This is a genomic window from Pseudoalteromonas sp. NJ631 (assembly GCF_000276645.1).
Classification (GTDB): Bacteria; Pseudomonadota; Gammaproteobacteria; order Enterobacterales; family Alteromonadaceae; genus Pseudoalteromonas; species Pseudoalteromonas piscicida.
Window position 1 is genome coordinate 514,780 of record NZ_AKXJ01000001.1, and the last position, 24,940, is coordinate 539,719.

The window sequence follows — 24,940 nt, forward strand, 5'->3', positions numbered from 1 at the left end:
GTTGTGCTGCAGTCTAGGTTGAATGGCGTCAAAATATACAGCAACTTTAGTGGGAAGCTTACGCTCCTACTCGCTGTTATTTACGGCGCTGTATTTTTGTTTAGCCCCTCAATTTTTGCGCTTGATGACAATTGCTCACTCACGATTGCTCACGGCAACTCGATTTCGCTTGCTATCAATACCACGTCTTATAGCAAAATTAAACGCGGCAACAATACCGTCTCTATAGTCTGCAATTTAAATGAAGACAGCGTTATTTCATTTGTAGATGTTGGCCTTAATCACTATCAGTGGCGAGTCAATGCCCCTTCGCCCGTTAAGTTCTCACAGCCAGCATTTATCATTCCAAAAGGTAGGTACACCGCAACCTTACGCTTAGATTCTATGCAAATTCATACGCCAAGATTTAGGCTGATGAGCATGGGGGAATTTATTTGGGAAAGTCAAAAAAGCAGCCTAGTCATGGGCGCATTTTATGGACTTTGCTTTACCTTAATTTGCTATGTATTGATCATGGGTAGTCGCCTCAATGATCCTATATTTAGGCTTTACGGCGCTTATATTTTCTGCCTTTGTGGATTTGTATTATTCCAAGAAGGGCAATTAAATCTTTTTGTTTCGTCTCAGTATAAGCCATTACTCAAACATGCATATTTACTTAGTATTGGTCTCACTGTGGTTTCAGCAACTTGGTTTATGTTGAGTATCCTACTTGTTGACAAGCAGTGGCCAAAACTCGTGTTGTTACTTAAAAGTGCCGCGGGTATTGTGATGCTTCTGGGCATACTTAAAATTCCCACTCAACAAGCACAATTGTCCTACTTATTAAGCCAAATTATGGCCTATATAACCCTCGTTATTGTCGCCACTATCTTTGTGCTATCAGCTCTTCAAACCAAGCGTAAAATTAGCGAAGCAAGTTTGGTTTTTGCGGCTCTGAGCCTAGTATTAATCGGTATGGTATTTCGCGTGCTGTTAGTGGGATATAGCCCATTTATGCAGCGCTATGCACTTATTTTTGCGTTTGCCATTGAGTCTTTGCTGCTGGCCGTTGCGGTATCTAAACGCATTGGACGGCTCAGACAGCAAAAGCAACAAGCTGAAAATGAAGCAAATTATGATCAATTATGCGGCATTTTTAACCGTCGAGGCTGGTACAAACAAGCCAACGTGCTAGTCGAGCAGTTTAATAAGCGTGGAGGTGTTTTGGCATTATTTTACATTGACTTAGATAAGTTTAAGTTGATTAATGACCAATTTGGTCACGATGCTGGAGATAAGGCGCTTGCCCATGTTGCGACGTTTTTGTCATCAAGTATCAGAAAACAAGATATTGTAGGACGCCTAGGTGGCGATGAGTTTGCAGCGCTCTGCTTATTTGACGACACACAATCTGCGGAAGAAAAAGCACTACAGCTGCAACAACAACTCAATACCTTGCAATTTAGTCATGGAAAACAAGAGGTAGCAATTCAAGGTAGTGTCGGACGAGCATTTTCCCAACACCCGATAACAGATATCAGCGACTTAATCGCACAAGCTGACAAGCAAATGTATCAGCAAAAAACCTTATCTTAAAGCTTAGGCTGCCTTAAGGTAAGGCTCTTGGCCTTTGTGCTTTACGCTACGTTGATAACTACCTTTGCCTTTTTTGCTTTTTTCAACTTTCGCCTTAAACAACGGGCTGGTTACCAACGCTTTTAGTGCGTTGTCTTTAATTTCACCACGCTGGTGCGCATGCTGAAGTTTGCTTTTTTTGGTCATGACTTACTCCAAATAAGAATCATATAAATTGATAGTGTTGATGCATAATTTCCGACCATCAACAAGCGCGAATATTAACCTAAATGTTTTAAAGCGCAATGGTATTTAGCAATAAATTTTCGTCTTTTTTGACTGCTATTTTAAAGTTAAGTTCATACCTACGCTCTATACTTAAATGCAGCCCTTTCAAGTCAAGCTAAACATTCGCGACAATGACCGATATCGAGATTGCAACCGGGATCAGCATACATTATCAGGACGAGGGGGTGCCTCACGCCCCCGTTATTATTTTGATAATGGGTCTTGGGGCACAAATGACGATTTGGCCCGATGAATTGTACTTTGGGCTAGTCAATAAAGGTTTTCGGGTGATCCGTTTTGATAATCGCGACACGGGATTGTCGAGCCACTTGGATCATCTTGGTTCACCAAGTGTGATAAAAACCATGCTGAGTAAAAAGCTTCCCATCCGCGCTTCTGTTCCCTATACCCTAGAAGATATGGCCGAAGATGTTATCGCTTTGATGGCAGGACTTAAGATTAAACGCGCCCACCTTGTTGGTGCTTCTATGGGCGGGATGATTGCACAAATCGTTGCCGCTAAGCATAAAAAGAAAGTGGTAAGTTTGACCTCAATTATGTCAACCTCAGCGTATCCCAAGTTTACCGCAGCAAATGTAAAAGTCATGCTGCAACTAGCAAAAGCACGGCCAAAGTCAGACTGCCACCAATCTGCCATTCAATACAATATAAAACTCAACCAGCTGATCGGCAGTCCCGCCTACCCTCAGGACGAAGGGACGCTACATCAACAAGCCAAACACAGTATTGAACGCGCACATAACCCGCAAGGATTTAAGCGTCAGCTTGCGGCGATTGTCGCAAGCCAATGTCGCAAGCGCACGCTGGCAAAGATAAAAACGCCTACACTTGTTATCCATGGTACCGACGACCCTATTTTCCCCGCGGCCGCTGGCCAGCAAACCGCCGCTACTATTCGCAAATCCAAACTAAAACTGGTCAATGGGATGGGTCATGACTTCCCTCCAATGCTCATGCAAAAGATTGCCAAATGGGTGGCAAAACACGTAACAAAAGCAGAGCGAAAGCGATTAAAAAAGAAACAACACAAACAAAATGCAGCCCAGGAGACTGCGAATAAAAAAGTCCCGAAAAATCAATCAAACACACCCCAACAAAACACACTTCACAATAAATAACATTCCCTAACATTACGCCCTGTAACGCCTGACAATCCTAGCCTTCGCATCGTAATTCAACCTAAATCAGGAACACCAATTCTGCCCTTATCGTTAAATTAAAGTAAATTTCTATTTGACAAACGTACATAAAAGCAACAACAATTAAACCGTTCCAAATTTATTTGGACGCCAAAATAAAAATAGCCATGGATACAACATCAACAGATATCCACCCACAAAAAGTGGAACGATACAAAAGAGGTCAACATGAACATGAGTATAGCTAAAACGCGATTCCAACGCTCTCTTATAGCAGCCGCTTTGATGAGCTTAGGCTTAAGCTCGGCGCACGCAAATAGCGATCTGACAACTGCCAATGCCGCAGCTATCAGCGTTTCAGGAGAAAACCAACCCTATGAGGGCAAAGTCAACGCATTTGATAATAACCACTACAGCAAGTGGCTTACTTTTTCAGCTTCCGGTTGGATAAGTTATGCGTTTAGTGAAGCGGTGAATTTAACAGCTTACACCCTCACTTCTGCGAACGATGCGCCACAAAGAGATCCCAAAAATTGGACGCTTCAAGGCTCTCAAGACGGTCAAGTGTGGTTCACTATAGATTCGCAAAACAATCAAAGTTTTGCTTCGAGACATCAAACTAAGCAGTTCAATGTCAGTACCAATCAAGCGTACCGCTTTGTGCGCTTAAATGTTACTGCAACGCAAGGTGCTAATTTATTACAGCTTGCAGAAATCGAATTTATCGGTGCTCCGGCAAACGGTGGTACAACCTTGCCATTTAACCAAAGTGGCAGCGTTACCCCTGGCCAATGGTCACATTTTGGGCCATTTACAAGCTCAGCTCCTATCACAGCAACCTTGACTGGCAGCGGTGATGCGGATCTATACCTAAAAGCAAATAGCCAACCGACCACCGCAAGTTATGACTGCCAAAGTATCAATGATGCCAGCTCCAACGAGCGCTGTGATTTGAGCTCAAACGCACCGGTTTATGTTTCTGTATACGGTTTCCAAAGTGCCAATTATGAATTAACCGTCAGTAGCGATAGCACACCACCAAACGACACGTGGCAACGTCCGGAAGTGAACTTTGTTGATGTAAACCCTGAAACACAAGGCTCGGCATTATTTAAACGGATCATACCAAACCCAGCTGCACACATGGCCGAACGCTGTGTGGATGTAGCAAAAGTATTATACCGCAACGCCAGTGAATCCCAGCGTTTTAGAAAATTACAGTTTGAGCTGAGAGCCAAAGATCATTGGGGCAAGGATTTCGTTGCCTATAAGATGGGACAAGACGGTTCGGGTGAGATGACTATCGTCGTTAGCACCGCGCACTTAGAGCGTATTTATCGTGATAATAATAACAACGATGCCGTGATCCGTGATGAAATCGACGGCATTTTATTCCACGAAGTCACCCATGGTTACAATAACTCGCCGTTGACTCATGATAGCTATGGTGATGGCAAGGCAAATTGGGCATACACCGAAGGCCTAGCTGATGCCGTGCGGATCGGTGCGGGTTTTCATAAATCACGCTCACCGGATATCATTAACGCTAAACGCTGGCTTAGTGGCTACACCACTACTGGGTTTTTCTTACATTACGTCAAACAACAGCACGACTCAGAGTTTATCTACAAGTTTAATAAAGCGGCGAAAGATATGGGCAATTATACCTGGTCATTTGACGCTGCATTTCAACATATCTTGGGCCGCAGTGTTGAAGATGTTTGGAACGAATATGTCGCCTTTATCCAAAATGGCGGACAACTGGAGTATTAATTTTTAAATCGTAACTCTGCCACGTAAAAGAGTCTAAGAGATTCCTTTACGTGGTATCCGTTAATTTTGTGGCGCCTGTTCATGGGACATTGTTTTCAATTTAATCGCAAGACCACAGGAGAAGTAGATCTTCACCACTCCAACAATGATCAAATGAAAGTTTGGGTGTGAAAGTAAATCTAAGTCATAGAGGTAAGCTGCTTTTATTGGCGCATCGCCGTTTTCTATCATGGCGACTAGCCAATGATAGATTGCAATCCCCTCTTTGATCACCCCAAGTACTATCAAGGCTACGCCCGTTAAAAACAACAAGCGACAATACCACAGCGCAGTTTCTAAACCCGGACAGCGTAAATTACGAAATGGAATAAATTTCATGTCAATCCTTTATTTACGTCTTGATTGCTCGATTTTGATTAGCTTAACGGTATGGTGCAACAAAGATAAATCCCCTTCTTTACCATGCCCTGGGATAACCATGTTTATTTCCGGATATCGGCTTAATACCTTGTGTATAGACGCTTGCCACTCATCAACCGAAGCGTCCTCCAAGTTACCTAAATTTTTACTCGCCACACTTTTCACAAAGCATCCTGCGAATAAAATTTTAGATTGTGGCAGCCACACGACAATATTGTCTTTCGAGTGCCCTGCACCTGGGTAATAGGTTTCAACGACACCTGACTTAATCACTGATGAGGCTTGCGGCAAATTATGTAACGCAATCTCGCTGTGTTTTTGGGCTAATAGATGGTTGGTTTGGGCTGATGCATAGGTTGGGATCTGATGTTTATTTAATACCGCTAGGCCACCGCTTGCATCTTGATGGTAATGCGTGACCACCGCCCCTTTAACATTGAGCTTGCGGTCCTCAGCCCACAATAGCAGCACTTCTGTGTCTTGCTCAGTCCAAGGTGTATCAACAATGTAAGCATCTTGACCGTCGACCACAACCAGACCAGAGCCGGCCACTAGCCCCCAAGGTTCAACGTGTAGCGAAGATTCATGTTTATAAACATGCTCTGCAATCGGCGTTACCACTAAAGTCGACGTTTCCGTTGCAACTGTCACGCAGGGTAACAAAAATAAGAAAGGAGCTAAAAACTTCATCTGAAGTTGTTCATGTTAATTAAAAGTGACGAAAGACTATCAAGTTTAAGAATATAAAGTCCAGCAAAATGAAACGTCAAACTGCTAAATAACAGAAATCGGCTTATTGGTGTTAAACACGTGTGGGAGAGTGGATTGTTATGTTTTCTATAGTTTAGTTATTGGTTGTATATACGCCTAACATAGTTTCACATCAGGCGTAATAGTATTACAATCTGCATAAGTTCTGATTGCGCTTAAGGAACCTTACAGTAGTACTTGCCTGTAGGAGCTGGATTACATGCCATTCGGCCTGTTAAAGTATCTGTCCCTCTTGCGCCTGCAACATCTTTAGTTTGAGCAGTTGCAATTTCTTTACCTAATAAGCTTTTTAAGTTGGTTTTTTTATAGTTAATTTCATGTTACTTCCTTATTTTCATTGTTATACTCAAGTAATACAGTACCCAAAAAAAACATAAAAACAACCCCCTAACAGAAACAAAAAAGACTTTTTTAAACAATTTGATACCAAAAAGCATCAAAGTGACAACAAAAGTTACTACCGTCTTATTTCCCCAGCTGAGCTAGTATTATAGGTCTAAAAAATGCGCGGCAATCTAAAATCGCCACGCAAATGGTTGGAGAAGTGTAAATTAACCTACCAGTGCAAGCAAAATACCGGCAGCAACCGCACTACCCAATACACCCGCTACATTGGGGCCCATCGCATGCATCAGCAAGAAATTATGCGGATTACTTTCAAGGCCAACCTTATTGACCACGCGCGCAGCCATCGGGACTGCAGATACCCCAGCGGCGCCAACTAGCGGATTAATGGGGGTATCGCTAAACTTATTCATGGTTTTAGCCATTAATACACCTGCTGCGGTACCAATTCCAAAAGCCACGGCACCCAGCGCTAAAATCCCCAACGTCTCAACCGTTAAGAACTGATCAGCGGCCAGCTTTGAGCCCACCGCCAGTCCGAGGAAAATAGTGGTGATATTAATCAACTCGTTTTGCGCCGTTTTACTCAAACGGTCTACTACACCGCACTCTTTCATCAAGTTACCCAAGCAAAACATACCAACCAAAGGTGTTGCAGCAGGTAAAAACAATATCGTCAAACCTAGTACCGCCAGAGGAAAGAGGATTTTCTCGGCTTTTGATACATGGCGCAGCTGCGGCATCGCAATCTGGCGCTCTTCTTGCGTCGTGAGTGCTTTCATGATCGGTGGTTGAATAATTGGCACTAACGCCATATACGAATAGGCTGCCACCGCAATTGCACCTAGTAACTCTGGTGCAAGCTTAGACGCGAGGAATATCGCAGTTGGTCCATCAGCACCGCCAATAATGGCGATTGCTGAAGCGTCTTGCAGGGTAAATTCAAAGCCCGGAATATAGTTCAGCAATATAGCCCCAAACAAAGTGGCAAAAATCCCAAACTGCGCAGCGGCACCAAGCAACAGCATCTTGGGGTTGGCTATCAGTGCACTAAAGTCCGTCATCGCGCCCACCCCCATAAAGATCAGCAAGGGGAATACTCCGCTGTCTATACCAATGTAATACACGTAGTACAAGAGCCCACCGGGATCGGCAAGCCCAGCAACAGGAATGTTCGTGAGTATGGCACCAAAGCCAATAGGCACTAATAGCAACGGCTCAAAGCCTTTGGCGATCGCAAGATACAAAAGTCCGCAGCCCACTGCCATCATGCAAAGTGCAGGCACGGTGAAGTTGGCAAGCCCTGTTGCTTGCCATAAATTAAGTAACCCTTCCATCACGACATCCTTATGCTAAAGACATGATGGCATCGCCAGCACTGACGGAATCGCCTTCAGAGACGAGTAGTTCTGCGACTTGACCACTGTGTGTTGCACGCACCTCGGTTTCCATTTTCATGGCTTCCATGATGAGTACTACATCGCCTTCTTGCACCTCATCTCCTGCGCGCACCATAAGCTTAAAGATGTTGCCGGCAAGTGGGGCATTCAAAGTTTCACTGGAGCTCACCGAAGTTGATTGCGGAATGAGCTCACTGTCTTTGACTTGTACTTCTTGTAACTCACCTCCCGGCGCAACCACTACATCGTATACTTTGCCATCCACTTTTACGCTGTAACGCTCAGTAGCTGATGACTTAGCTTTAGCAGGCGCCGCTGCTGCTTTTTGTTGTTTGTTTTCAACAAGCGTCGGTTTTGGCTCAAACGCATCTGGGTTATTGCGATTTTTCAAGAATTTAAGGCCAATCTGCGGGAATAATGCATAGGTAAGCACATCATCAATAACCTCGTCGGCTAAGGTAATTTGTTCCTCTTTTGCCGTCGCGACTAGCTCGCTTTGTAAACTATCTAGCTCAGGTTCAATTAAGTCTGCAGGACGGCAGGTAATAGGCTCTGCGCGTTCAAGTACTCGTTGTTGCAAAGCTTGGTCGACTTGCGCTGGTGTCGCTCCATATTCGCCTTTCAGCACGCCAGCCGTTTCTTTGGTTATAGACTTGTAACGCTCACCGGTAAGTACGTTTAATACCGCTTGCGTCCCGACTATCTGTGAGGTTGGTGTTACGAGCGGTAAGTAGCCAAGTTCTTTACGCACACTTGGAATTTCTTTTAGTACCGCGTCAAGCTTGTCACCTGCACCTTGCTCTCGCAGTTGATTTTCCATATTAGTTAACATGCCACCTGGCACTTGTGCAGATAGAATACGACCATCTACTCCTTTCAAGCTGCCCTCAAAAGCTGCATATTTCTTTCTCACCTCACGGAAATAGGCTGCGATCTCTTCTAGCTCTAGTAAATCAAGCCCTGTATCACGTTCCGTGCCTTCCACAATCGCCGCGATAGTTTCTGTTGCGCTATGGCCATAGGTCATACTCATCGAAGAAATCGCCGTATCGAGCATATCGATACCCGCATCTATGGCTTTTTGATAAGTTGCAGTACTGAGTCCTGTGGTTGCATGACACTGCATTGCGATAGGAATAGAGACGGACGCTTTAAGCCCAGAGATTAACTTTTCGGCATCATAGGGTTTTAGTAACCCAGCCATGTCCTTGATACAAATGGAATGACAGCCCAAGTCTTCGAGCTGCTTAGCTTGCGTGAGCCACATTTCCAGCGTATGAACAGGGCTTACGGTATACGAAATCGTCCCCTGCGCATGCGCGCCCACTTTAATAGCCGCTTTAATAGCCGTCTCTAAGTTGCGCACGTCGTTCATTGCATCGAATATTCTAAATACGTCCACCCCGTTATGGTGGGCACGTTCAACAAACTTTTCGACAACATCATCAGCATAGTGACGATAGCCCAATAAATTCTGGCCACGCAGTAGCATTTGCTGTTTGGTTTTTGGCATCGCGGCTTTCAGCGCACGGATCCGCTCCCATGGATCTTCGCCTAAATAGCGAATACACGAGTCGAAGGTTGCTCCCCCCCATGATTCAACAGACCAATAGCCCATATTGTCGAGCTTCTCAGCGATAGGAAGCATATCTTCCAAGCGCATTCTGGTGGCGAGTAATGACTGATGCGCGTCGCGCAGCACTAATTCGGTTAGCTTTAACTGTGACATGCAAAACCCCTATTAATTGTTTTTTCTATAGGCTGCAACGGCAGCGCTAATGGCTGCAATATGTGCCTGCGGCACACCCTGTGACGATGTTGCTCTGGTTGTTTTTGATCTTGTGGTACTTGGCTCTACTTCTTTAAATTGAGCAGCAAAGTTGGCCAACAGTCGCATCGCAAAAATTAAAATGGACAGAAAAACAAAAACACCAACCATACCGGTCAGCATGAGATTTCCTGCTTGCAGTAGCTGCGATCCAATATCCATTTTTACCCCTTACTTGCTGTTTGGTTTTCCTGTTCGATGTTAACGAACAGGTATAAACCTTCACTTTTTGTAGATATTTATTCACCTTATAACAAAAAATGTTCCACTGTAAAGCGCGTTGTAAATTGGTATTACCAAAGCACTTAATTTACAAACTATCAGTGAGTTAGCTAAGAAAACATTAATAAATATGGAAAATTAACGTAATAAATATGAAAAATATTCAAAATAGCGCCAACTAATACTGAGATTTTAATGAATATAGAATGGATTTTTGATTACGCAAGATAAATTGTAAATTGGACTGACCAAAATTTAACGTTTACGTTAACGTCACCCTGTATGACGCGTATTTCGCTGGATGTGGGAAAAGGGAGCTGCAAACAATTTATTCGCGTTACCGCTTTTTCAATATAGATGGGTATAATAAGGGGAAATTTTTACCAAAACGAACGTCTATGCCCTCCCTTGAACAAAATGAAAATTTATCTTTTCAAAGCCAATTTAAGTTAGATAAAGCCTATTATCGAGAGTGTTTTGAAGAGTCTGAAGCCAATGGGCTTGCTGTTAAACCGAAATATGGCTTGCTTGTACTACTAATTTTACTGGGGCTGTTTGCTATTTACGGGTTGCAGGAGCACTACGTCGGGAACTTTCTTATTCTATTGGCTGTAGTTGAATGCGTCGCTTTCTACTATCGCAAAGCTTGGTGGGTGATAAGACAGTCATATTCTCGTGCCGCCGGCAATATCGTCGAGGTTTCAATCTCTAAAGCAGGCATTAGCACCAAAGCGACACATGCCGAATTTTCTTACCTATTTGACGACTTAGATAAACTTGTTGAAACGAACAGAGGTTTTTTGGTATTTCACCAAAACAACCCGAGCTATATCAGTAAATCTGGACTTAACGAAGAAGCGATTGCCTTTTTATCTGAGCAAAGCCAGAAATAAGAAACCCCGCAGTGGCGGGGTTTTATTATGCCAGTTAAACCATGTTAACTAACATCGTAATTCAGTATTTGGTCAATTACATATTGCCCGGGCTAGATTTCTCAGCCTGGATTCGCATGTAAATTTCTTCACGGTGAACTGAAACATCTTTAGGCGCATTTACACCAATACGTACTTGGTTACCTTTAACACCTAGTACTGTTACAGTCACTTCATCACCAATCATCAGGGTTTCACCTACTCGACGAGTTAGTATTAGCATTCTCTTGCTCCTGTTATTCCAAAATTTAAAAGATTCCGCGTCAAATCCATTTTAAATAAAAGTTCCTAGAAAAGTAAGCAAAAACTTCTTTTACTCAGTACTTTCCAATTCGAATTTGGCATGTAAAGCCCGTACAGCTAGCTCTAAATATTTTTCTTCTACTAGTGCCGAGATTTTTATCTCTGATGTAGATACTAATAGAGTGTGAATATTTTCTTCGGCCAATGCCATAAAAAAGAGACCAGCAACACCTGAATGAGATTTCATCCCGATGCCAACCGCTGAGATTTTTGCCACGTTAGCATTAACCTCTACCGTTGCGCCACCTAAATTTTGTGCATGTTGCGCTAAAACTTCTTCCGCCAGAATACAATCATTTGTGTGCACAGTAAAAGCATAGTCTATTTTTTTCTCACTGTGGTTCAAATGGTTAATCATATCGACTTCGATATTATGCTCACCAAGAAGAGACAGTATATTGGCAAGATTACTAGGTTTTGCATCTACATTGTTAACTAAGATAAGCGCTTCGTCTTTGACACTCGCTACCCCAGAGACCACTTTGGTGTTTTTCATCTTACCTTCCTCATAGCTAATTAAGGTGCCGTTATCAGGAGAAAACGAAGAAAGTACGCGCAGCGGTACATTATATCGACCGGCCGCTTCAACCGAACGTATCTGCAAGACCTTAGCGCCAACACTTGCTAGCTCCAACATCTCAGAAAAAGTAATATGTGATAGACGCCTTGCATTTGGCTCTATTCGCGGATCGGTAGTGTAAACACCATCGACATCAGTATATATCTGACATTCGTCTGCTTGCAAAGCCCCTGCGATTTCAACTGCTGAGGTATCTGTACCGCCGCGTCCTAGCGTGGTGATATTACCTTCTCCATCACGCCCTTGAAATCCGGCAATAATGGTTATCCGGTTATGCTCAAGTTCTTGCTTTAAGCGGGTTGTGTCTATTTCTGTGATCCGCGCTTTAGAGAACATGTTATCGGTTTTAATACCAACCTGATCGGCAAGTAAGCTCACGGCAGAATGCCCACGCTTAATGATGGCCATCGCCAATAACGCGATAGAAACTTGTTCGCCGGTGGTGATCAACACATCTAGCTCACGAGAACTTGGACGTGCATCGATTTGTTGGGCAAGGGAAATGAGACGATTTGTCTCGCCTGACATTGCAGACAACACGACCACCACTTGGTGGCCTTGTTGTTGTGTTTTGATAACGTGTTCGGCAACCGCCTCAATACGCTCTACCGAACCTACCGAGGTGCCGCCAAACTTTTGTACAATCAGCGCCACTTGCTGATTACTGCGTTACTTCATTTAACCAAGTTGGAACACTGTTTAGTGCTGCGTCTAGGTTTTCTGGTTGTGAACCACCAGCTTGCGCCATATCAGGACGACCACCACCTTTACCACCGACTTGAGAAGCCATGTGATTAACTAGCTCACCTGCTTTTACCTGACCAACTAAGTCTTTCGTTACGCCAGCGATTAGGCTTACTTTATCGCCATTTGCTACACCTAGCGCGATGACACCTGAGCCAATCTTGTTCTTCAGGTCATCGACCATGCCTCGCAGTGCTTTAGACTCAGTTCCTGCAACGTTCGCTACGAGTAATTTAATCCCATTCACTTCGGTTACAGAGTCAAGTAGCGTTGCACCCGCGGCACTTGCTAGTTTGTCATTTAGTTGAGCAACTTGCTTTTCAAGGCCTTTTGACTTTTCAAGTAGCGCAGATACTTTTTCTAGCACAGATGAGGTATCACCCTTAACCAAAGCCGCAATTTCAGAAAGCACTTGCTCTTGCTCATTAACATAAGCGATGGCATCAGCTCCCGTTACCGCTTCGATACGACGAACACCCGCTGCGATACCGCCTTCTGAGACAATCTTGAATAGACCAATATCACCTGCACGCTTCACGTGTGTGCCACCACAAAGCTCAATTGAGTATCCACCAATTGAAACGACTCGAACTTCATCATCGTACTTTTCGCCAAAAAGCGCCATCGCACCTTTGTCTTTGGCAGCATCGATATCCATCAGCTCAGTTTGCAAAGCAAAGTTACGGCGGATCTCTGCGTTCACAGCATCTTCTACTTGCTGTAGCTGTGCTTTAGTGACGCCTTCAAAATGCGAGAAGTCAAAACGCAAACGATCTGGCAGTACCAATGAACCTTTTTGCGTTACGTGATCGCCCAGTAAATCGCGCAGTGCTTTATGTACTAAGTGCGTTGCAGTGTGGTTTTTCTTCACTCGCTCGCGACGCTCAGCATCAATACGCGCATCGGCTTTATCGTTAACACCAATGCGGCCAACTACATGACCATGGTGTGCAAATGCATTACCTAGCTTTTGCGTGTCAGTAACCACAAACTCGCCGTTAGCCACTTTTAGTACACCTGTATCACCAACTTGGCCGCCTGACTCAGCATAGAAAGGCGTGCGGTCAAGGATAACCACACCTTGCTCACCATCTTCTAACGTATTGGTATGTTGACCTTCTTTAAAAATTTCAACCACAGTGCCGGTATAGTGCTCAGCGTCATAGCCTTTAAAGTCAGTGTTTTTATCAGATTTCAAGCGCTCGTTGTAATCAGCACCGAACTTGCCAGCCGCTTGCGCTTTTTTACGCTGCTCTTCCATGCATGCTTGGAAACCGCGCTCGTCGATCGTCATAAAACGCTCACGCGCCACATCTGCTGTTAAGTCCGCAGGGAAACCGTAAGTGTCATACAGTTTGAACACTAAATCGCCTGGAATAACGTCGCCTTCAATGCCAGCTAGACTCTCTTCTAGAATAGTTAAACCACGGTCTAAGGTTTTACCAAACTGATCTTCTTCAATACGCAATACTTTTTCGATAATTGCTTGTTGCTTCACTAATTCAGGGTAAGCTTCACCCATTTGCTCAGCAAGTGCAGCAACTAACTTATAGAAGAATGCCCCTTTTGCACCGAGTTTATTACCGTGGCGAACTGCACGACGAATGATACGACGCAGCACGTAACCACGACCTTCATTCGATGGCATAACGCCGTCGGCAATAAGAAACGCACACGAACGAATGTGGTCAGCAACCACACGTAGTGATTTATCTTCTAAATCTTGAGCATCTGTTACTTTTGCAGCTGCTTTAATCAGCGCTTGGAACAGGTCAATCTCATAGTTTGAGTGCACACCTTGCATAATTGCAGAGATACGCTCAAGGCCCATGCCGGTATCAACCGACTGCATTGGCAGCGGTTCCATTGTGCCGTCTGCATGACGGTTGTACTGCATGAATACTAAGTTCCAGATCTCAATGAAGCGATCACCGTCTTCTTCTGGTGAGCCCGGAGGTCCACCCCAAATGTGCTCACCGTGGTCATAAAAGATTTCAGAGCAAGGACCGCAAGGACCCGTGTCGCCCATTGACCAAAAGTTATCCGCCGTCGCAATACGGATGATCCTATCTTCAGGAACACCAACTTGCTTTGACCAGATCTCAAATGCTTCGTCGTCTTCATGGTAAACCGTGACTAGTAGCTTTTCTTTTGGCAGCTTGATCACATCCGTAAGGAAGCCCCAAGCAAACTTAATTGCGTCGGTTTTAAAATAGTCACCGAAGCTAAAGTTACCTAGCATTTCGAAGAAAGTGTGGTGCCTTGCGGTATAACCTACGTTTTCAAGGTCATTATGTTTACCACCAGCACGAACACAACGCTGTGAACTGGTTGCTCGCGTATAAGGGCGTTTTTCCGCACCCAAGAAGGCATCTTTAAACTGCACCATACCAGCGTTGGTAAACAGTAAGGTGGCATCATTACCCGGAATTAACGAGCTTGAAGGCACCACTTGGTGCTGTTGTTTAGCAAAGAAATCTAAGAAGCTTTGCCTGATTTGTGCGGTAGTCATATGCTGCATGTGATCATTCACCCTTTATTTCTTCTTGCTCTGCTGCAGTCATTGCAGCTTCAATTGCAAAATCTATTTCATCAAAACTAAAGCCACGATAACTCATGTAACGTACGCGCTTAGTTTTTTCTTTATATTCTATCGGTTGTGCGCAAAGACCGTACTTTTTTTCATAGGTTTTTGCGGCTTGCATGTACCAATCAATTTCACGCTCGGCGATTAGTGTATGCAAAATCTCTCGGCTCACACCCTTTTGCCCTGCATCCATTAATACACGCTTTTCTCCAAGTCCTTTTGCAATCTGGCGGTTTAAAAAACTCTCTGCATAGCGGTCGTCATTAACGTAATCGAGCGACTTTAGCCAAGATACCAATTGTTCCGCGACTGCCGCTGTAGCCCCTTTTTGCAGTAGCTTTTGCGTCAGTCCTGATTCAGAGTACTCTTGTCTCGATAGTAACCAAACCGCATAGTTTTTTAGCTTTTTAACTTCTTGTTCATCCATCAGGCGTCAAAGCGTCCTGAGTCAGACTGAGAAATGTCAGCATTTTCATCATTTTCCTTCTTTTCAACGATAATTGGCATAAACATCGCCTGGAAAGAAACAAAAAAGCCTATCATGGCGACTGGCATGATAATAATCGCCGGGATCATCGATAGCGGTATAGAAGCGACGATAAGCGCTGCGACGACTAAGCCGTAAATACTCAGAGCAGCCATATTATGATAAAAAGCGGCAAGCGAGCACTTCATCGCGTGAAAAATACGTTTTTCACCTTGGAAAAAGACCTGTGGCACAACAAAAGCAAATGCCATCATAATGACCGATTGTGCAATCACAAATACTGCAACTTCGGCAAAACTAATATTGCTCGCGATAAGCCCGATAAGTTCATTCGGATCGGTGTTTGGGCCAACACTCTCTAGCGCACTCGCCACATCACTGAATAGCACACCGGCAACCATAGTCAGCAACAGTGCACCTGCCATTTGATAAATACCAACTCGGAACAAGTGTAATCGACGGCCTTTTGCTGCAAAAGGCTCAAAAATGTCTGCCAACTTTATTGGTTTATTGATCTGTTTATTGATAACGGCAAGATAGAAGCCTGCACTTAAGAAAGGACCAGACAAGGCAGCGATAATATGAAAAATAGGTGCGAACAGGGGTAATAGACTTACTACCGCCATAAAAATGTACATCAGCATGAAAGTCATAGGCTGGGTTTTGAAAATTGCCCACCCGGCTTTTAGCCACTGCACGCCCATGCTTGCTTTGAATGTTCTAATTGGTGTCGACATAGTCCACTTAATTTAAGCTATAACGTCTTTGATTATACTGATTACCGCGTCGAGTGAAAAGGCATGAAAGGCGGATTTGTCAGCGCTTTTTAGCATATTTTAAACAAATACTGGCGGTAGACGTAACCTACTTGAGCATCTTAAGTTTGAAGGGATTGGAATGAGAATAGAATGTTTGATATGACAAGCCAACCTAAGCACTTATCTAGTCGGCTTGTTGTGATAAGCATATACGCTTAGGCTAATCCGCTTTTGAAATCTTTTTGATATCCAGCATATGCGCGCCATGTTGGATCTTCGTTTTTAGATACTGTTCATTACCAGAAACCCCTGCCTTAACATGTGCCTGAGTACCAACGACTTCATCGACGGTAATACCAGCTTCTCTTAACGCCTTTAGCTTTCTTGGATTGTTCGTCATTAACTTAACATGGTTTAACCCTAGCGCTTGAAGCATCAATACTGCATCAGAGAAATCTCTTAAGTCATCTTCAAAACCGAGGTGATTGTTTGCCTCATAGGTGTTCATCCCTTGCGATTGCAATACATAAGCATCGATTTTATTGTACAGGCCAATGCCACGACCTTCTTGGCGTAAATATAATAAAATGCCGCCTTGTTTATGCATCGCCTCGATACATTCATTTAGCTGTTCGCCACAATCACAACGAGAAGAATGAAAGACATCGCCGGTTAAGCACTCAGAGTGCATACGAATTAGGGGGACTTGCTGCTGACTGTCTGCGCTATTAAATACCAGCGCAACATGTTCTTGGCCATCTTTTAACCCTGAAAAAGAAACTATTTCTGCAGGGATATTACTATGCTGCCCTACATTCAGCTCGACTCTCGCTCTTACTTCTGCCACGTCTTAATCTTGCCTAATGTGATAATATAACAATATGCTACCATAAATGGGATATGGTGTCTCTAAGTTCATTATACAAGGGCAAGGCGGACATCGCATTGGTAAATGTCAAAATTCGAACTAGGCTATATAAAAAAGGAAAGCGAATACATTTATAACTCATGCGCTCTGTTTTTATCTGCCTACTATTTTTAACCCCATTCAGCTATGGCTCTGACATCGATTTCAGTGGCTTTGCTACGCTCAAAGCGGTTAAAACAGACTCCCATACCGCCAAAATAAGAGAGTCCATCTCACAACCCAACGGTGTAGAAAGAGATGAACTCAACTTTTCATTTTCTTCTTTAGGCTTGCAAGCCGAGTGGCATGCAAGTGACAATCTAGAACTCGTGGGCCAACTGCTGTTAAAAGAACAGCATGATAACCAAATTAACAATGCAATAAAGCTTGCTTTCTTACGCTATAATTTAAACTCAAACTGGCAAATCCGTGCGGGTCGTACTGGTTTAGACTTGTTCCTGATGACCGAGTATCGAGATATCGGTTATTCGATGGATATGGAACACCCTCCTGTCGAGTTTTATTCTATTATTCCTCATCAGAACTTGGATGGCGTAGACCTTCAGTATCGCGTGCCTCTAGAACAAGGTATCGCAAGTATCAAAGCTTATTGGGGACGATCCGAAGCGCCAATCTACAGTGATATCGACTTTTATTGGAATGTAGAGCTCAAGTCTATCGTTGGTATGGTCGCGCAATACGAAACGTTAAACTGGCTGTTTAGAGCAAACTACACAACGACCAAATCCGCCAATGAGCATGAACAGCAAAGATTGTTACGCGATGCTTTAGCGCAAGTTCCATTGCAAATTTGGCCGACCAAAAACGAACTAATTGATTCTTTATACATTATTGACGAGCGCTTTACCTACAGTGCGCTCAGCATGAGATACGATGACTCAGACTGGCTCATACAAAGTGAAATATCGTTAACAGACTCAACCTCTAACATCCTCAACCATCTCAAGGCGGGGTATGTTACCTTAGGTAAGCGATTTGGTTTAAACACGGTCTCTTTTACCTATTCTGTCGCTGAATCAGATAATGAGACAATGATTGAATCCGGTCCATTGACTCCATCACCAGAATTATTATATCTCTATGAAGAAGCCTCAACATACTCTGGTTTTTATCAATTGGATCAGCGCAGCACTTCCTTAACGTGGCGGCGCGAACTCAGCCCAACACTCGCATTGAAGCTTAACTGGAAACATACTTCTACAAATCACCTACCCAGTGCTTTCTATCTTCACAATATAGAGCAATTTAGTAACCCAGACCTTTCGTTTAACACCTTTACGCTTAGCTTTAATTGGGTGTTCTGATGAAAAGGTTACTTATTACTGTTTTCTTCCTCGTTTCATACCCTATTTCAGCAGCCGCTGATATTGCCGTCATCGTTAACAAAGACAACCCCATCGAGTCGATATCACAGCGTCAACTCATCGACATGTATATGGGAAAATACGTTGCCTTTCCTAACGGTGATATAGCCGTGACCTATGACTACGAAAAATCACATCCATTAAGAGGCCCTTTTTTTCTGGCACTGACTGGCCGAAATGAGAGCCAAATTAACGCCTATTGGTCGAGAATAAAATTCAGCGGCAAAGTTTCTCCCCCACAATCATTTTCTTCACCATCAGCTATACTTGAAAATATAAGAAATACGCCAAATGCAATCGGCTACATTCCAGCAGACTTTGTGACGGGTGATGTAAAGGTAATCTATCAAATCGATGACTAAGTATGGATTGATTGTACGACTAGCACTCGTGCTGGTTGTCTCAACTTTTATTTTTTCAATGCTTTACGCTAAGTTATATCACGACCATATTGTTGAGCGTGAACTTCGGCGCTCTAATACTATTATCGGGCAAATTGGCCAAACCGTGTCGTCTTCTTCCTCTATTGCAACTTATCTCAATGACAAAGACCTGGCTGTAGAAGTCATTAATGGCCTAGTCAGTAACGATGTAATCTCTTCAGCCGCAATCAAAAGTGAAGAAAAGTGGCTCGCTCAAAGCGTAGGATTTAAGCCGCAAAATGCGACCATTATTAAGCTCAATCATCCGTTTTTATTGAGTGAAATCGTTGGTGAGATCTATATCCAACCAAACTCCGTTTTTATCGAGCAAAACGCTAGAGATATCGCTCGTTCAAGCGTTCAGACTTTGTTGGTCGTCATCATCCCCATCTTAATCATCTTCACGGTTGTGACACACTTCATCGTGACAAAGCCCCTGAGTAACTTGAGCAGCCAAATTGCGAGGGTTATTCCTGGAGCCCCCTTAAATTTAATCGTACCTAAAGGACATGAATCAAGCGAAATCGGTGATATTGCAAGCAATACCAATCAACTTATTGCTAAAACCGCTTCCATGTTCGAGCAAGAAAGGCAACTTCGAGCTGATATCGAAATCCTTGAGAAGCGCTTTAGACTCATGTTTGAGCGCTCATCTTCTCCCACCCTACTGGTAAAAGACAAAGGTGAAGTGATCTTAGCTAATGATGCCGCTTGTGATTTGCTGGCTGGTATGGCGATTGACCTTGATGAATATTTTCCAGAAAGCTTTGGTCGCTACTGCAAAACTCCGGATATTCTTTATACCTTTACGGAGCATACTTTGGAGCTTAACCAGCCAACTCAATCAGAATTTGAGTTTATTAACCCTATGACCGAACAACCTGTTTGGCTAAGTGTCATCATGTTGAGAGTCGAAAGTAGCGGACAATTCTATTTACAGGTGTTTTTATCAGATATCACGCTGAGAAAAACCGTGTTTCAAGAACTCAATAAAAAGGCTAACCGCGATAAGCTGACTGGCCTCTACAATCGCCATGGTACTGAAATCAAAATCAACGAGTGGTTAGATAACGAAACTCCGTTTAGCTTATTTATTCTTGATTTAGATGAGTTTAAACCAATCAATGATATTTATGGCCATAACGCCGGTGACGCTATGTTAAAACATATCGCCACTCAAATTAGTACTCAGGTTAGAGAACAAGATGTAGTTTGTCGTTGGGGAGGTGATGAGTTTTTGATTGCCTTGCACTGCGCCAAAAATGAAAAGCTGCAGCGCATCGCTGAAAACCTGCTAGAGGCGATTAACACCGAAATGATTTGGCAAACGCCAGAAGGGAAATCACTGCCACTGCGAGTTGGCGCGAGCATAGGTATTGCAAGCTACCCAAGAGACGCTATTGAGCTAAGCCAATTAATCGAATGTGCTGATGTCGCCATGTACACGGTTAAAAAAGACAAGAAAAACGCCTTTCAATTTTACTCATTAAGCGCTTAGTTATACCGCTTGAGTTAGTGTGTACCGATGCACAACAGCTCACCTGCACGCCTAACTCTCCTTTATCTACTGAAAGTGGTTTATCTGCTGCATCGCCTCTTGAATATATTCAAAGTTTGGTTCTTGCTCAGATGGCTTGTTCGTTTCATCGAGCGTCTCATATGTTCCCATGGGCGAGACTTCAATAATTTGCTGCTTACTCACAACCGCATATTTGTTGTAGCTGCTAAGTAGTAACCAATTTCTCTCTTTAACTGGTCCGGTTAAGTTATAACCCGTACTATAATCTTCAGGCGTGTTTTTAACCCTTAAGTACTCACTCATCAAAGTCGGTACTACGTCTAAATGACTGGTTACCGCGTTTGAGGCTTGCCAATGCTGCCACTTTTCGCTTTTTGGCCCAACCACAACAAATGGCACCTTTATCTGTGGTTCAGTAAAGTTACTATTGTGTCCCCAGTAATTAAGCTTATTGTCATTAAGCTCTTCACCGTGATCAGAAGTTATAATCACCAGCGTATTTTCTATATCAAGCTGCGCTAATACCGATGCAACAAGACTATCTACAAAGTGTGTACTGGTAAGATAACGATTTAAAATTGGCTCTCTATCATAATCGTTGTCCAATAGCATATGGTTAATGTGACCGTGCATCGGCTCGAAGCCAGCATGGTAACCCTCAGGAACTGCGTAGCCATGGATTGCATCATAAAAGAGGAAACTGAAAGACGGCTGGTTTGGATCCTTATTAGCATACCATTTAGCCCAATTTTTGGTGTTCTGCTCATCCCTAGCTAATACGTCATCGCCTTCAGTATGCGTTTTTAGCCCCTCAACGCGAGCAAAGACGGTTTCATTAAACTCAGGGCGAACAAGCTGAGCAGAAGAAAATATTCCAAATTGATAACCCAAATCGCGCATTCTATCCATCAATAATGGAGTAACTCGATTATTGTAAATGTCCTGCCAAGCGGTGCCAGGCAAGCCATAAAACAACCCGGTTATCCCTGTACGTGTAGAATTTCCAGTAGAAAAGTGGTGATTGAAGACCGCTCCTTGTTGTGAGAATCGCCAAATATTGGGAGTCACTTGCGCTGTAAAAGCATCATACCGCCATGAATCCAGCACCACAAAAACAATATCAAGAGGCTTCTTAACTGGCTCTACTTCAATAGGTTGTAAAGGATAGTTAAATTGTCCTTGTGTTAAAGACATTCTTTTCTGCTGCGCCAATGCGGCTTCATTTAGCAAATCATATTTACGCAAAAAAGAGTTTGCTGTTGCGGGTTTGTAGAGGGGTAAGTACTTACTGAACCCTGTGATTGGTTGATATACCGTCGCACTTGCCCAAGCATGAATTGTATTGCTCGCCAACAGGGCAATAATGGTTACGCTGGTAAACTTTCGACCAAAGCGCAGCTGCATTACGGCTCGGGGCTTACTTAACCACGTTGACAGGTAAAACTGGATCACAAATATCGTAACAAAAATAGCTATCGCTTGAGCCCATGCAATTGCTGAGAACTCAATAACTTGGCCTGCAAGCAGCATATCGACAATAACACCGTTAATATGAAACTTGTATAGCTCAAAGCACAAGCTATTTGCAATAAGCGCGACGAAAAACAATGCATAAAATAAAGCAAAGCATACGGATCTCACTTTATTTGACTGTAACCATATTAAAGGCATTGCAACAATACTCACTAACGCTGTGAGTAAAGCCATATGGCTCCACGTTGATACGGAAACGTAAAATAATGTCAGTCCTTGATAATCGGCAGGATTGGTATTTACAACGTTTATGGTAATTAAGATTGAGCAAAGAGAGTTGATAAGAACCAACCAGCCGAACTGGTGAAACCGATAACGCAATAGCACAGTTCAATTTGTTCCTTTAATAGAAAATTCGACTGTTATATTACCGTTCTGACACATTAGTGTCACATTAAAAATTGTGAAAAAGTTTAACGCCGAATCAAGCCGCTTTGTTAGTACTGTTTCAACATCGTTTCTTTATAGTTTTCTGCTTTTATTTCAACTTGATATTTGCTAGCCAGTGAATCTAGCTCCGCTTGCCACATCGCCAAATCATCCATCGTTATGGTATTGTCATCCAATTGCCATAGCTGACGAGATCCCGCATAGCTATACTGAATCGCCGTCATCGCGTCCACATCCCCCTGCTGCGCAGCCTGTTTTAACTTCGCCATTTTACGAGTGATTTTGTTCAGTGATTGCTTTAAGTCCCACACATAACTTACTTCGGTCATAAATGGGTGCGCTTTATGCTTTTTGAGCACGAGCCCAATAACGATGCAGGTCACGACTACACCAGTTAAATTCCAATGAAAATGGCTACCATCTACATCAGGAAATAATTGGATCAATAACTGAGCAACCCCTAAACTACCGATTGTTAGCGCTGCAACGCAAGCAATGATAACTTGATTTAAATGTTTGCGATAACGCGCCTTGTTGATCTCAACTAACTTCATAACAACCTATGATCACGAAAAATTAAATAATGCACTCTGCTCCTCGTGCATTGTAATCCAAGGCCTGTAGCCAAACCAAGATACATATCAAAAAAATCTAAAAACTTTCACCCCGTTTCCGTTACCCAAACGTTCTATTTACGAAAACAACATAACGGGGATAAAATCATGACGACATTAGCCACTCTTCAACGGCATAACTCAGCAATTCCAAAACTCACACTAGCACTTGTTGGCGCAGTTATTATTACTTTTGCCACCTTTGGCTTTATGCAAAACTTGGTTTCTCAAGAACTCACTCGCCCCATTATCGACATAGAAGTATTTGATCTTACTATTGCAGCGGATAGAGAGGACTCTCCAGTCGAAGAAAAAAGGATAATGCCAGAACCACCAAAACCAATAACGGCCCCGATTAGACCTACTGAAAATATCGTTGATACAGGAGATAATCTACAAATTAGTAGCGAGACACCTAGCTTAGATTTAGGTAAGTTTACTAACACAATGACGCTGCAATTCTCCACCGATGGGCAAGCGACTCCACTTGTTAGAAGCAACCCTAACTATCCACCTGCGGCTGCGAGAGATGGAGTGGAAGGCTGGGTAGAAATGGAGTTTGCCATTTCTCCACAAGGCGAAGTGATTGATGTTAAAGTGAAGAATGCGGAACCTAAAAGAGTATTTGATCAGGCTGCTGTCAGAGCACTAAGGAAATGGAAATATAGACCACTTATTGTTGATGGAAAACCGCAGCCGCAATACGCTCAGCGCGTTGTATTAGAGTTTACACTGGAACAGTAACAGCCAGTGATATGTAATCAATTTGAGTCGCTGAGTCACGAAGTAAACTTCTTAATTTAGCTTATTGATATTAGGGTCTATTGACCCTTGAGACTTAGGATTACCTATGCTGAGTAGCTTGAAAATGTGGCGTGCTCGCGCCATCAGCAACGTAGAAGATCCGCTTTATGAATATGCAACAACGGGTAAAGTAAAATACCTCGAGCAAGTCATTGAGCGCTATCAAAGTGATTTATTTCACTTTCTGAAAACACAAACACAGGCGGCGTCGGCAGAAGATATATGTCAAAAAACATGGCTAAAAGTCATCGAAAAGAAAAGCGCTTATCGACAGCAGGGCCACCCCAAGGCTTACTTGTTTCACATTGCACGTAACCTGCTAATCGATTCAATCAGAGCGTCAGGTAAACTCTCTGAGTTGACAGATAGTAAAGTAGGTATGACCAACTCCAATGAGTTTACAAAAGCCTCGGAGGAACAGTGGCTATACCAGCAAATTGCTGCACTTCCTTTATTACAAAAAGAAGCGCTAAGCTTACAGTTAGAGGGGTTCAGCTTAGCTGAAATAGCACAAATTGTAGGGGCCACACAAGAGACCGTAAAAACTCGAATTAGATACGCAAAAGAGACACTTAAGTCTCAAGTGGGTGAAAATCATGAGTAATTTAGACAAATTTGACGCCAAGTTAAAAGCGGCTTACCAAGCCAACAAGCAGAACAAACCGTTAACTTTGGCTACTCGCATCAAGGTGCGACTAGTTAGCTTTGTCCATCACTTTTTGGGTCGTATAGAAACTTGGCAATGGAGCGCGGTTACTTGTTCAGTCGCTTTACTTTTCACCTTATGGTATCAAAATCAACATGTTGATATTGATAAAGAATATAACTCAAGTGCTCATTTAGTCAGCTATGGAGATTTTCAACACATCGAAACACATGAGCTACAGCAAGGCCAGTATCTTGCCCGTATAGATGAACAGAAAAAAGTGCTGGATGCTAGATTTGAGGCTGCGCAACAACAAGTTCAAGAACAGCGTTACGGTCGACTCGTTGCGATTAACGATGATGCTTGGTTAATTGAAGAGTGTAATACCCATACTCTCATAGAGTTAAAACAAAGCCTACTTAGCGTGATGCCACAGCCAAAAACTAGTGTTATCAATTTTAATACGCCAGTTATGCTAGCACTGTCGACCGCCAACAACGGGCAAATTATTGCTATTGAAAGTACGGGACAAAACCAAGTTTTGGCTTGCCCCTAACTGGCGCTT

24 protein-coding genes are annotated in these 24,940 nt (G+C 43.2%); 10 read left to right on the plus strand and 14 right to left on the minus strand.

What is annotated here, in order from left to right:
- The first annotated feature begins 3 nt into the window (after positions 1-3).
- Positions 4-1,578, plus strand: coding sequence for a sensor domain-containing diguanylate cyclase (locus A587_RS0102450; protein ID WP_017216297.1), 1,575 nt, complete (start codon positions 4-6; stop codon positions 1,576-1,578).
- Positions 1,579-1,581: 3 nt separating this feature from the next.
- Here A587_RS0102450 and A587_RS0102455 read toward each other — a convergent pair whose 3' ends face one another.
- Positions 1,582-1,764, minus strand: a complete 183-nt coding sequence (locus A587_RS0102455) for an alternative ribosome-rescue factor A (protein ID WP_010606219.1) — start codon at positions 1,762-1,764, stop codon at positions 1,582-1,584.
- A 212-nt stretch (positions 1,765-1,976) separates the two neighbouring features.
- Between A587_RS0102455 and A587_RS0102460 the strand changes: the two genes are divergently transcribed.
- Together A587_RS0102460 and A587_RS0102465 are read left to right on the plus strand one after the other, a co-directional pair.
- The gene (locus A587_RS0102460; RefSeq protein WP_017216298.1) at positions 1,977-2,984 is read left to right on the plus strand and encodes an alpha/beta fold hydrolase; all 1,008 of its coding nucleotides are present in this window, start codon (positions 1,977-1,979) and stop codon (positions 2,982-2,984) included.
- A gap of 249 nt (positions 2,985-3,233) precedes the next feature.
- Positions 3,234-4,778 (plus strand): basic secretory protein-like protein, encoded by a 1,545-nt coding sequence (locus tag A587_RS0102465; RefSeq protein ID WP_017216299.1) that lies wholly within the window; start codon positions 3,234-3,236, stop codon positions 4,776-4,778.
- Positions 4,779-4,838: 60 nt separating this feature from the next.
- Here A587_RS0102465 and A587_RS0102470 read toward each other — a convergent pair whose 3' ends face one another.
- From A587_RS0102470 to A587_RS0102490, 5 genes are all read right to left on the minus strand, one after another.
- Positions 4,839-5,156 (minus strand): hypothetical protein, encoded by a 318-nt coding sequence (locus tag A587_RS0102470; protein WP_017216300.1) that lies wholly within the window; start codon positions 5,154-5,156, stop codon positions 4,839-4,841.
- 9 nt (positions 5,157-5,165) lie between these two features.
- On the minus strand, positions 5,166-5,888 hold the full coding sequence (bla, locus tag A587_RS0102475) for a subclass B1 metallo-beta-lactamase (RefSeq protein WP_017216301.1): 723 nt from the start codon (positions 5,886-5,888) through the stop codon (positions 5,166-5,168).
- Positions 5,889-6,520: 632 nt separating this feature from the next.
- Positions 6,521-7,651, minus strand: a complete 1,131-nt coding sequence (locus tag A587_RS0102480; protein ID WP_017216302.1) for a sodium ion-translocating decarboxylase subunit beta — start codon at positions 7,649-7,651, stop codon at positions 6,521-6,523.
- A 10-nt stretch (positions 7,652-7,661) separates the two neighbouring features.
- Positions 7,662-9,443 (minus strand): sodium-extruding oxaloacetate decarboxylase subunit alpha, encoded by a 1,782-nt coding sequence (oadA, locus tag A587_RS0102485; RefSeq protein ID WP_017216303.1) that lies wholly within the window; start codon positions 9,441-9,443, stop codon positions 7,662-7,664.
- A gap of 12 nt (positions 9,444-9,455) precedes the next feature.
- Positions 9,456-9,704 (minus strand): OadG family protein, encoded by a 249-nt coding sequence (locus A587_RS0102490; RefSeq protein WP_010375931.1) that lies wholly within the window; start codon positions 9,702-9,704, stop codon positions 9,456-9,458.
- A 458-nt stretch (positions 9,705-10,162) separates the two neighbouring features.
- On the opposite strand from A587_RS0102490, the gene A587_RS0102495 reads away from it, so the two are divergent.
- On the plus strand, positions 10,163-10,657 hold the full coding sequence (locus A587_RS0102495; protein ID WP_017216304.1) for a hypothetical protein: 495 nt from the start codon (positions 10,163-10,165) through the stop codon (positions 10,655-10,657).
- A gap of 76 nt (positions 10,658-10,733) precedes the next feature.
- On the opposite strand, the gene csrA is transcribed toward A587_RS0102495, so the two are convergent.
- The 6 genes from csrA to A587_RS0102525 all read right to left on the minus strand — a co-directional run bounded on the left by csrA (position 10,734) and on the right by A587_RS0102525 (position 17,002).
- A complete protein-coding gene (gene csrA / locus A587_RS0102500; protein WP_010375935.1) occupies positions 10,734-10,919 on the minus strand; it encodes a carbon storage regulator CsrA in 186 nt (61 codons plus the stop codon).
- 90 nt (positions 10,920-11,009) lie between these two features.
- Positions 11,010-12,233, minus strand: a complete 1,224-nt coding sequence (locus A587_RS0102505) for an aspartate kinase (RefSeq protein ID WP_010375937.1) — start codon at positions 12,231-12,233, stop codon at positions 11,010-11,012.
- A gap of 7 nt (positions 12,234-12,240) precedes the next feature.
- Positions 12,241-14,844 (minus strand): alanine--tRNA ligase, encoded by a 2,604-nt coding sequence (gene alaS, locus A587_RS0102510; protein WP_026000859.1) that lies wholly within the window; start codon positions 14,842-14,844, stop codon positions 12,241-12,243.
- A gap of 4 nt (positions 14,845-14,848) precedes the next feature.
- The gene (locus A587_RS0102515; protein ID WP_017216306.1) at positions 14,849-15,337 is read right to left on the minus strand and encodes a regulatory protein RecX; all 489 of its coding nucleotides are present in this window, start codon (positions 15,335-15,337) and stop codon (positions 14,849-14,851) included.
- Entirely contained in the window at positions 15,337-16,134 is a 798-nt protein-coding gene (locus A587_RS0102520; protein WP_017216307.1) for a BPSS1780 family membrane protein, read from the minus strand. Before A587_RS0102520 ends, A587_RS0102515 begins: the two co-directional genes overlap by 1 nt.
- Positions 16,135-16,375: 241 nt before the next feature.
- Positions 16,376-17,002, minus strand: coding sequence for a GTP cyclohydrolase II (locus A587_RS0102525; RefSeq protein ID WP_010375947.1), 627 nt, complete (start codon positions 17,000-17,002; stop codon positions 16,376-16,378).
- 161 nt (positions 17,003-17,163) lie between these two features.
- Here A587_RS0102525 and A587_RS0102530 point away from each other — a divergent pair, with 161 nt between their 5' ends.
- Genes A587_RS0102530 through A587_RS0102540 form a run of 3 tightly spaced genes read left to right on the plus strand, consistent with a single transcriptional unit; the run spans position 17,164 to position 20,367 of the window.
- A complete protein-coding gene (locus A587_RS0102530; RefSeq protein WP_017216308.1) occupies positions 17,164-18,387 on the plus strand; it encodes a hypothetical protein in 1,224 nt (407 codons plus the stop codon).
- Positions 18,387-18,809, plus strand: coding sequence for a hypothetical protein (locus tag A587_RS0102535; protein WP_017216309.1), 423 nt, complete (start codon positions 18,387-18,389; stop codon positions 18,807-18,809). The genes A587_RS0102530 and A587_RS0102535 overlap by 1 nt, the downstream gene beginning before the upstream one ends.
- On the plus strand, positions 18,802-20,367 hold the full coding sequence (locus A587_RS0102540; protein WP_017216310.1) for a sensor domain-containing diguanylate cyclase: 1,566 nt from the start codon (positions 18,802-18,804) through the stop codon (positions 20,365-20,367). Before A587_RS0102535 ends, A587_RS0102540 begins: the two co-directional genes overlap by 8 nt.
- A gap of 66 nt (positions 20,368-20,433) precedes the next feature.
- On the opposite strand, the gene A587_RS0102545 is transcribed toward A587_RS0102540, so the two are convergent.
- Together A587_RS0102545 and A587_RS0102550 are read right to left on the minus strand one after the other, a co-directional pair.
- The gene (locus tag A587_RS0102545; protein ID WP_232288007.1) at positions 20,434-22,248 is read right to left on the minus strand and encodes a DUF3413 domain-containing protein; all 1,815 of its coding nucleotides are present in this window, start codon (positions 22,246-22,248) and stop codon (positions 20,434-20,436) included.
- 110 nt (positions 22,249-22,358) lie between these two features.
- Complete coding sequence (locus A587_RS0102550) at positions 22,359-22,865, minus strand: DUF3087 domain-containing protein (protein ID WP_017216312.1); 507 nt, start codon at positions 22,863-22,865, stop codon at positions 22,359-22,361.
- A gap of 168 nt (positions 22,866-23,033) precedes the next feature.
- On the opposite strand from A587_RS0102550, the gene A587_RS0102555 reads away from it, so the two are divergent.
- From A587_RS0102555 to A587_RS0102565, 3 genes are all read left to right on the plus strand, one after another.
- Positions 23,034-23,669 carry an energy transducer TonB gene (locus A587_RS0102555; protein WP_017216313.1) on the plus strand — a complete coding sequence of 212 codons (636 nt, stop codon included), beginning with the start codon at positions 23,034-23,036 and terminating at the stop codon, positions 23,667-23,669.
- Positions 23,670-23,775: 106 nt separating this feature from the next.
- A complete protein-coding gene (locus A587_RS0102560) occupies positions 23,776-24,333 on the plus strand; it encodes an RNA polymerase sigma factor (RefSeq protein ID WP_010375960.1) in 558 nt (185 codons plus the stop codon).
- Positions 24,326-24,931 (plus strand): hypothetical protein, encoded by a 606-nt coding sequence (locus tag A587_RS0102565; protein ID WP_017216314.1) that lies wholly within the window; start codon positions 24,326-24,328, stop codon positions 24,929-24,931. The genes A587_RS0102560 and A587_RS0102565 overlap by 8 nt, the downstream gene beginning before the upstream one ends.
- The last annotated feature ends 9 nt before the right edge of the window (positions 24,932-24,940 follow it).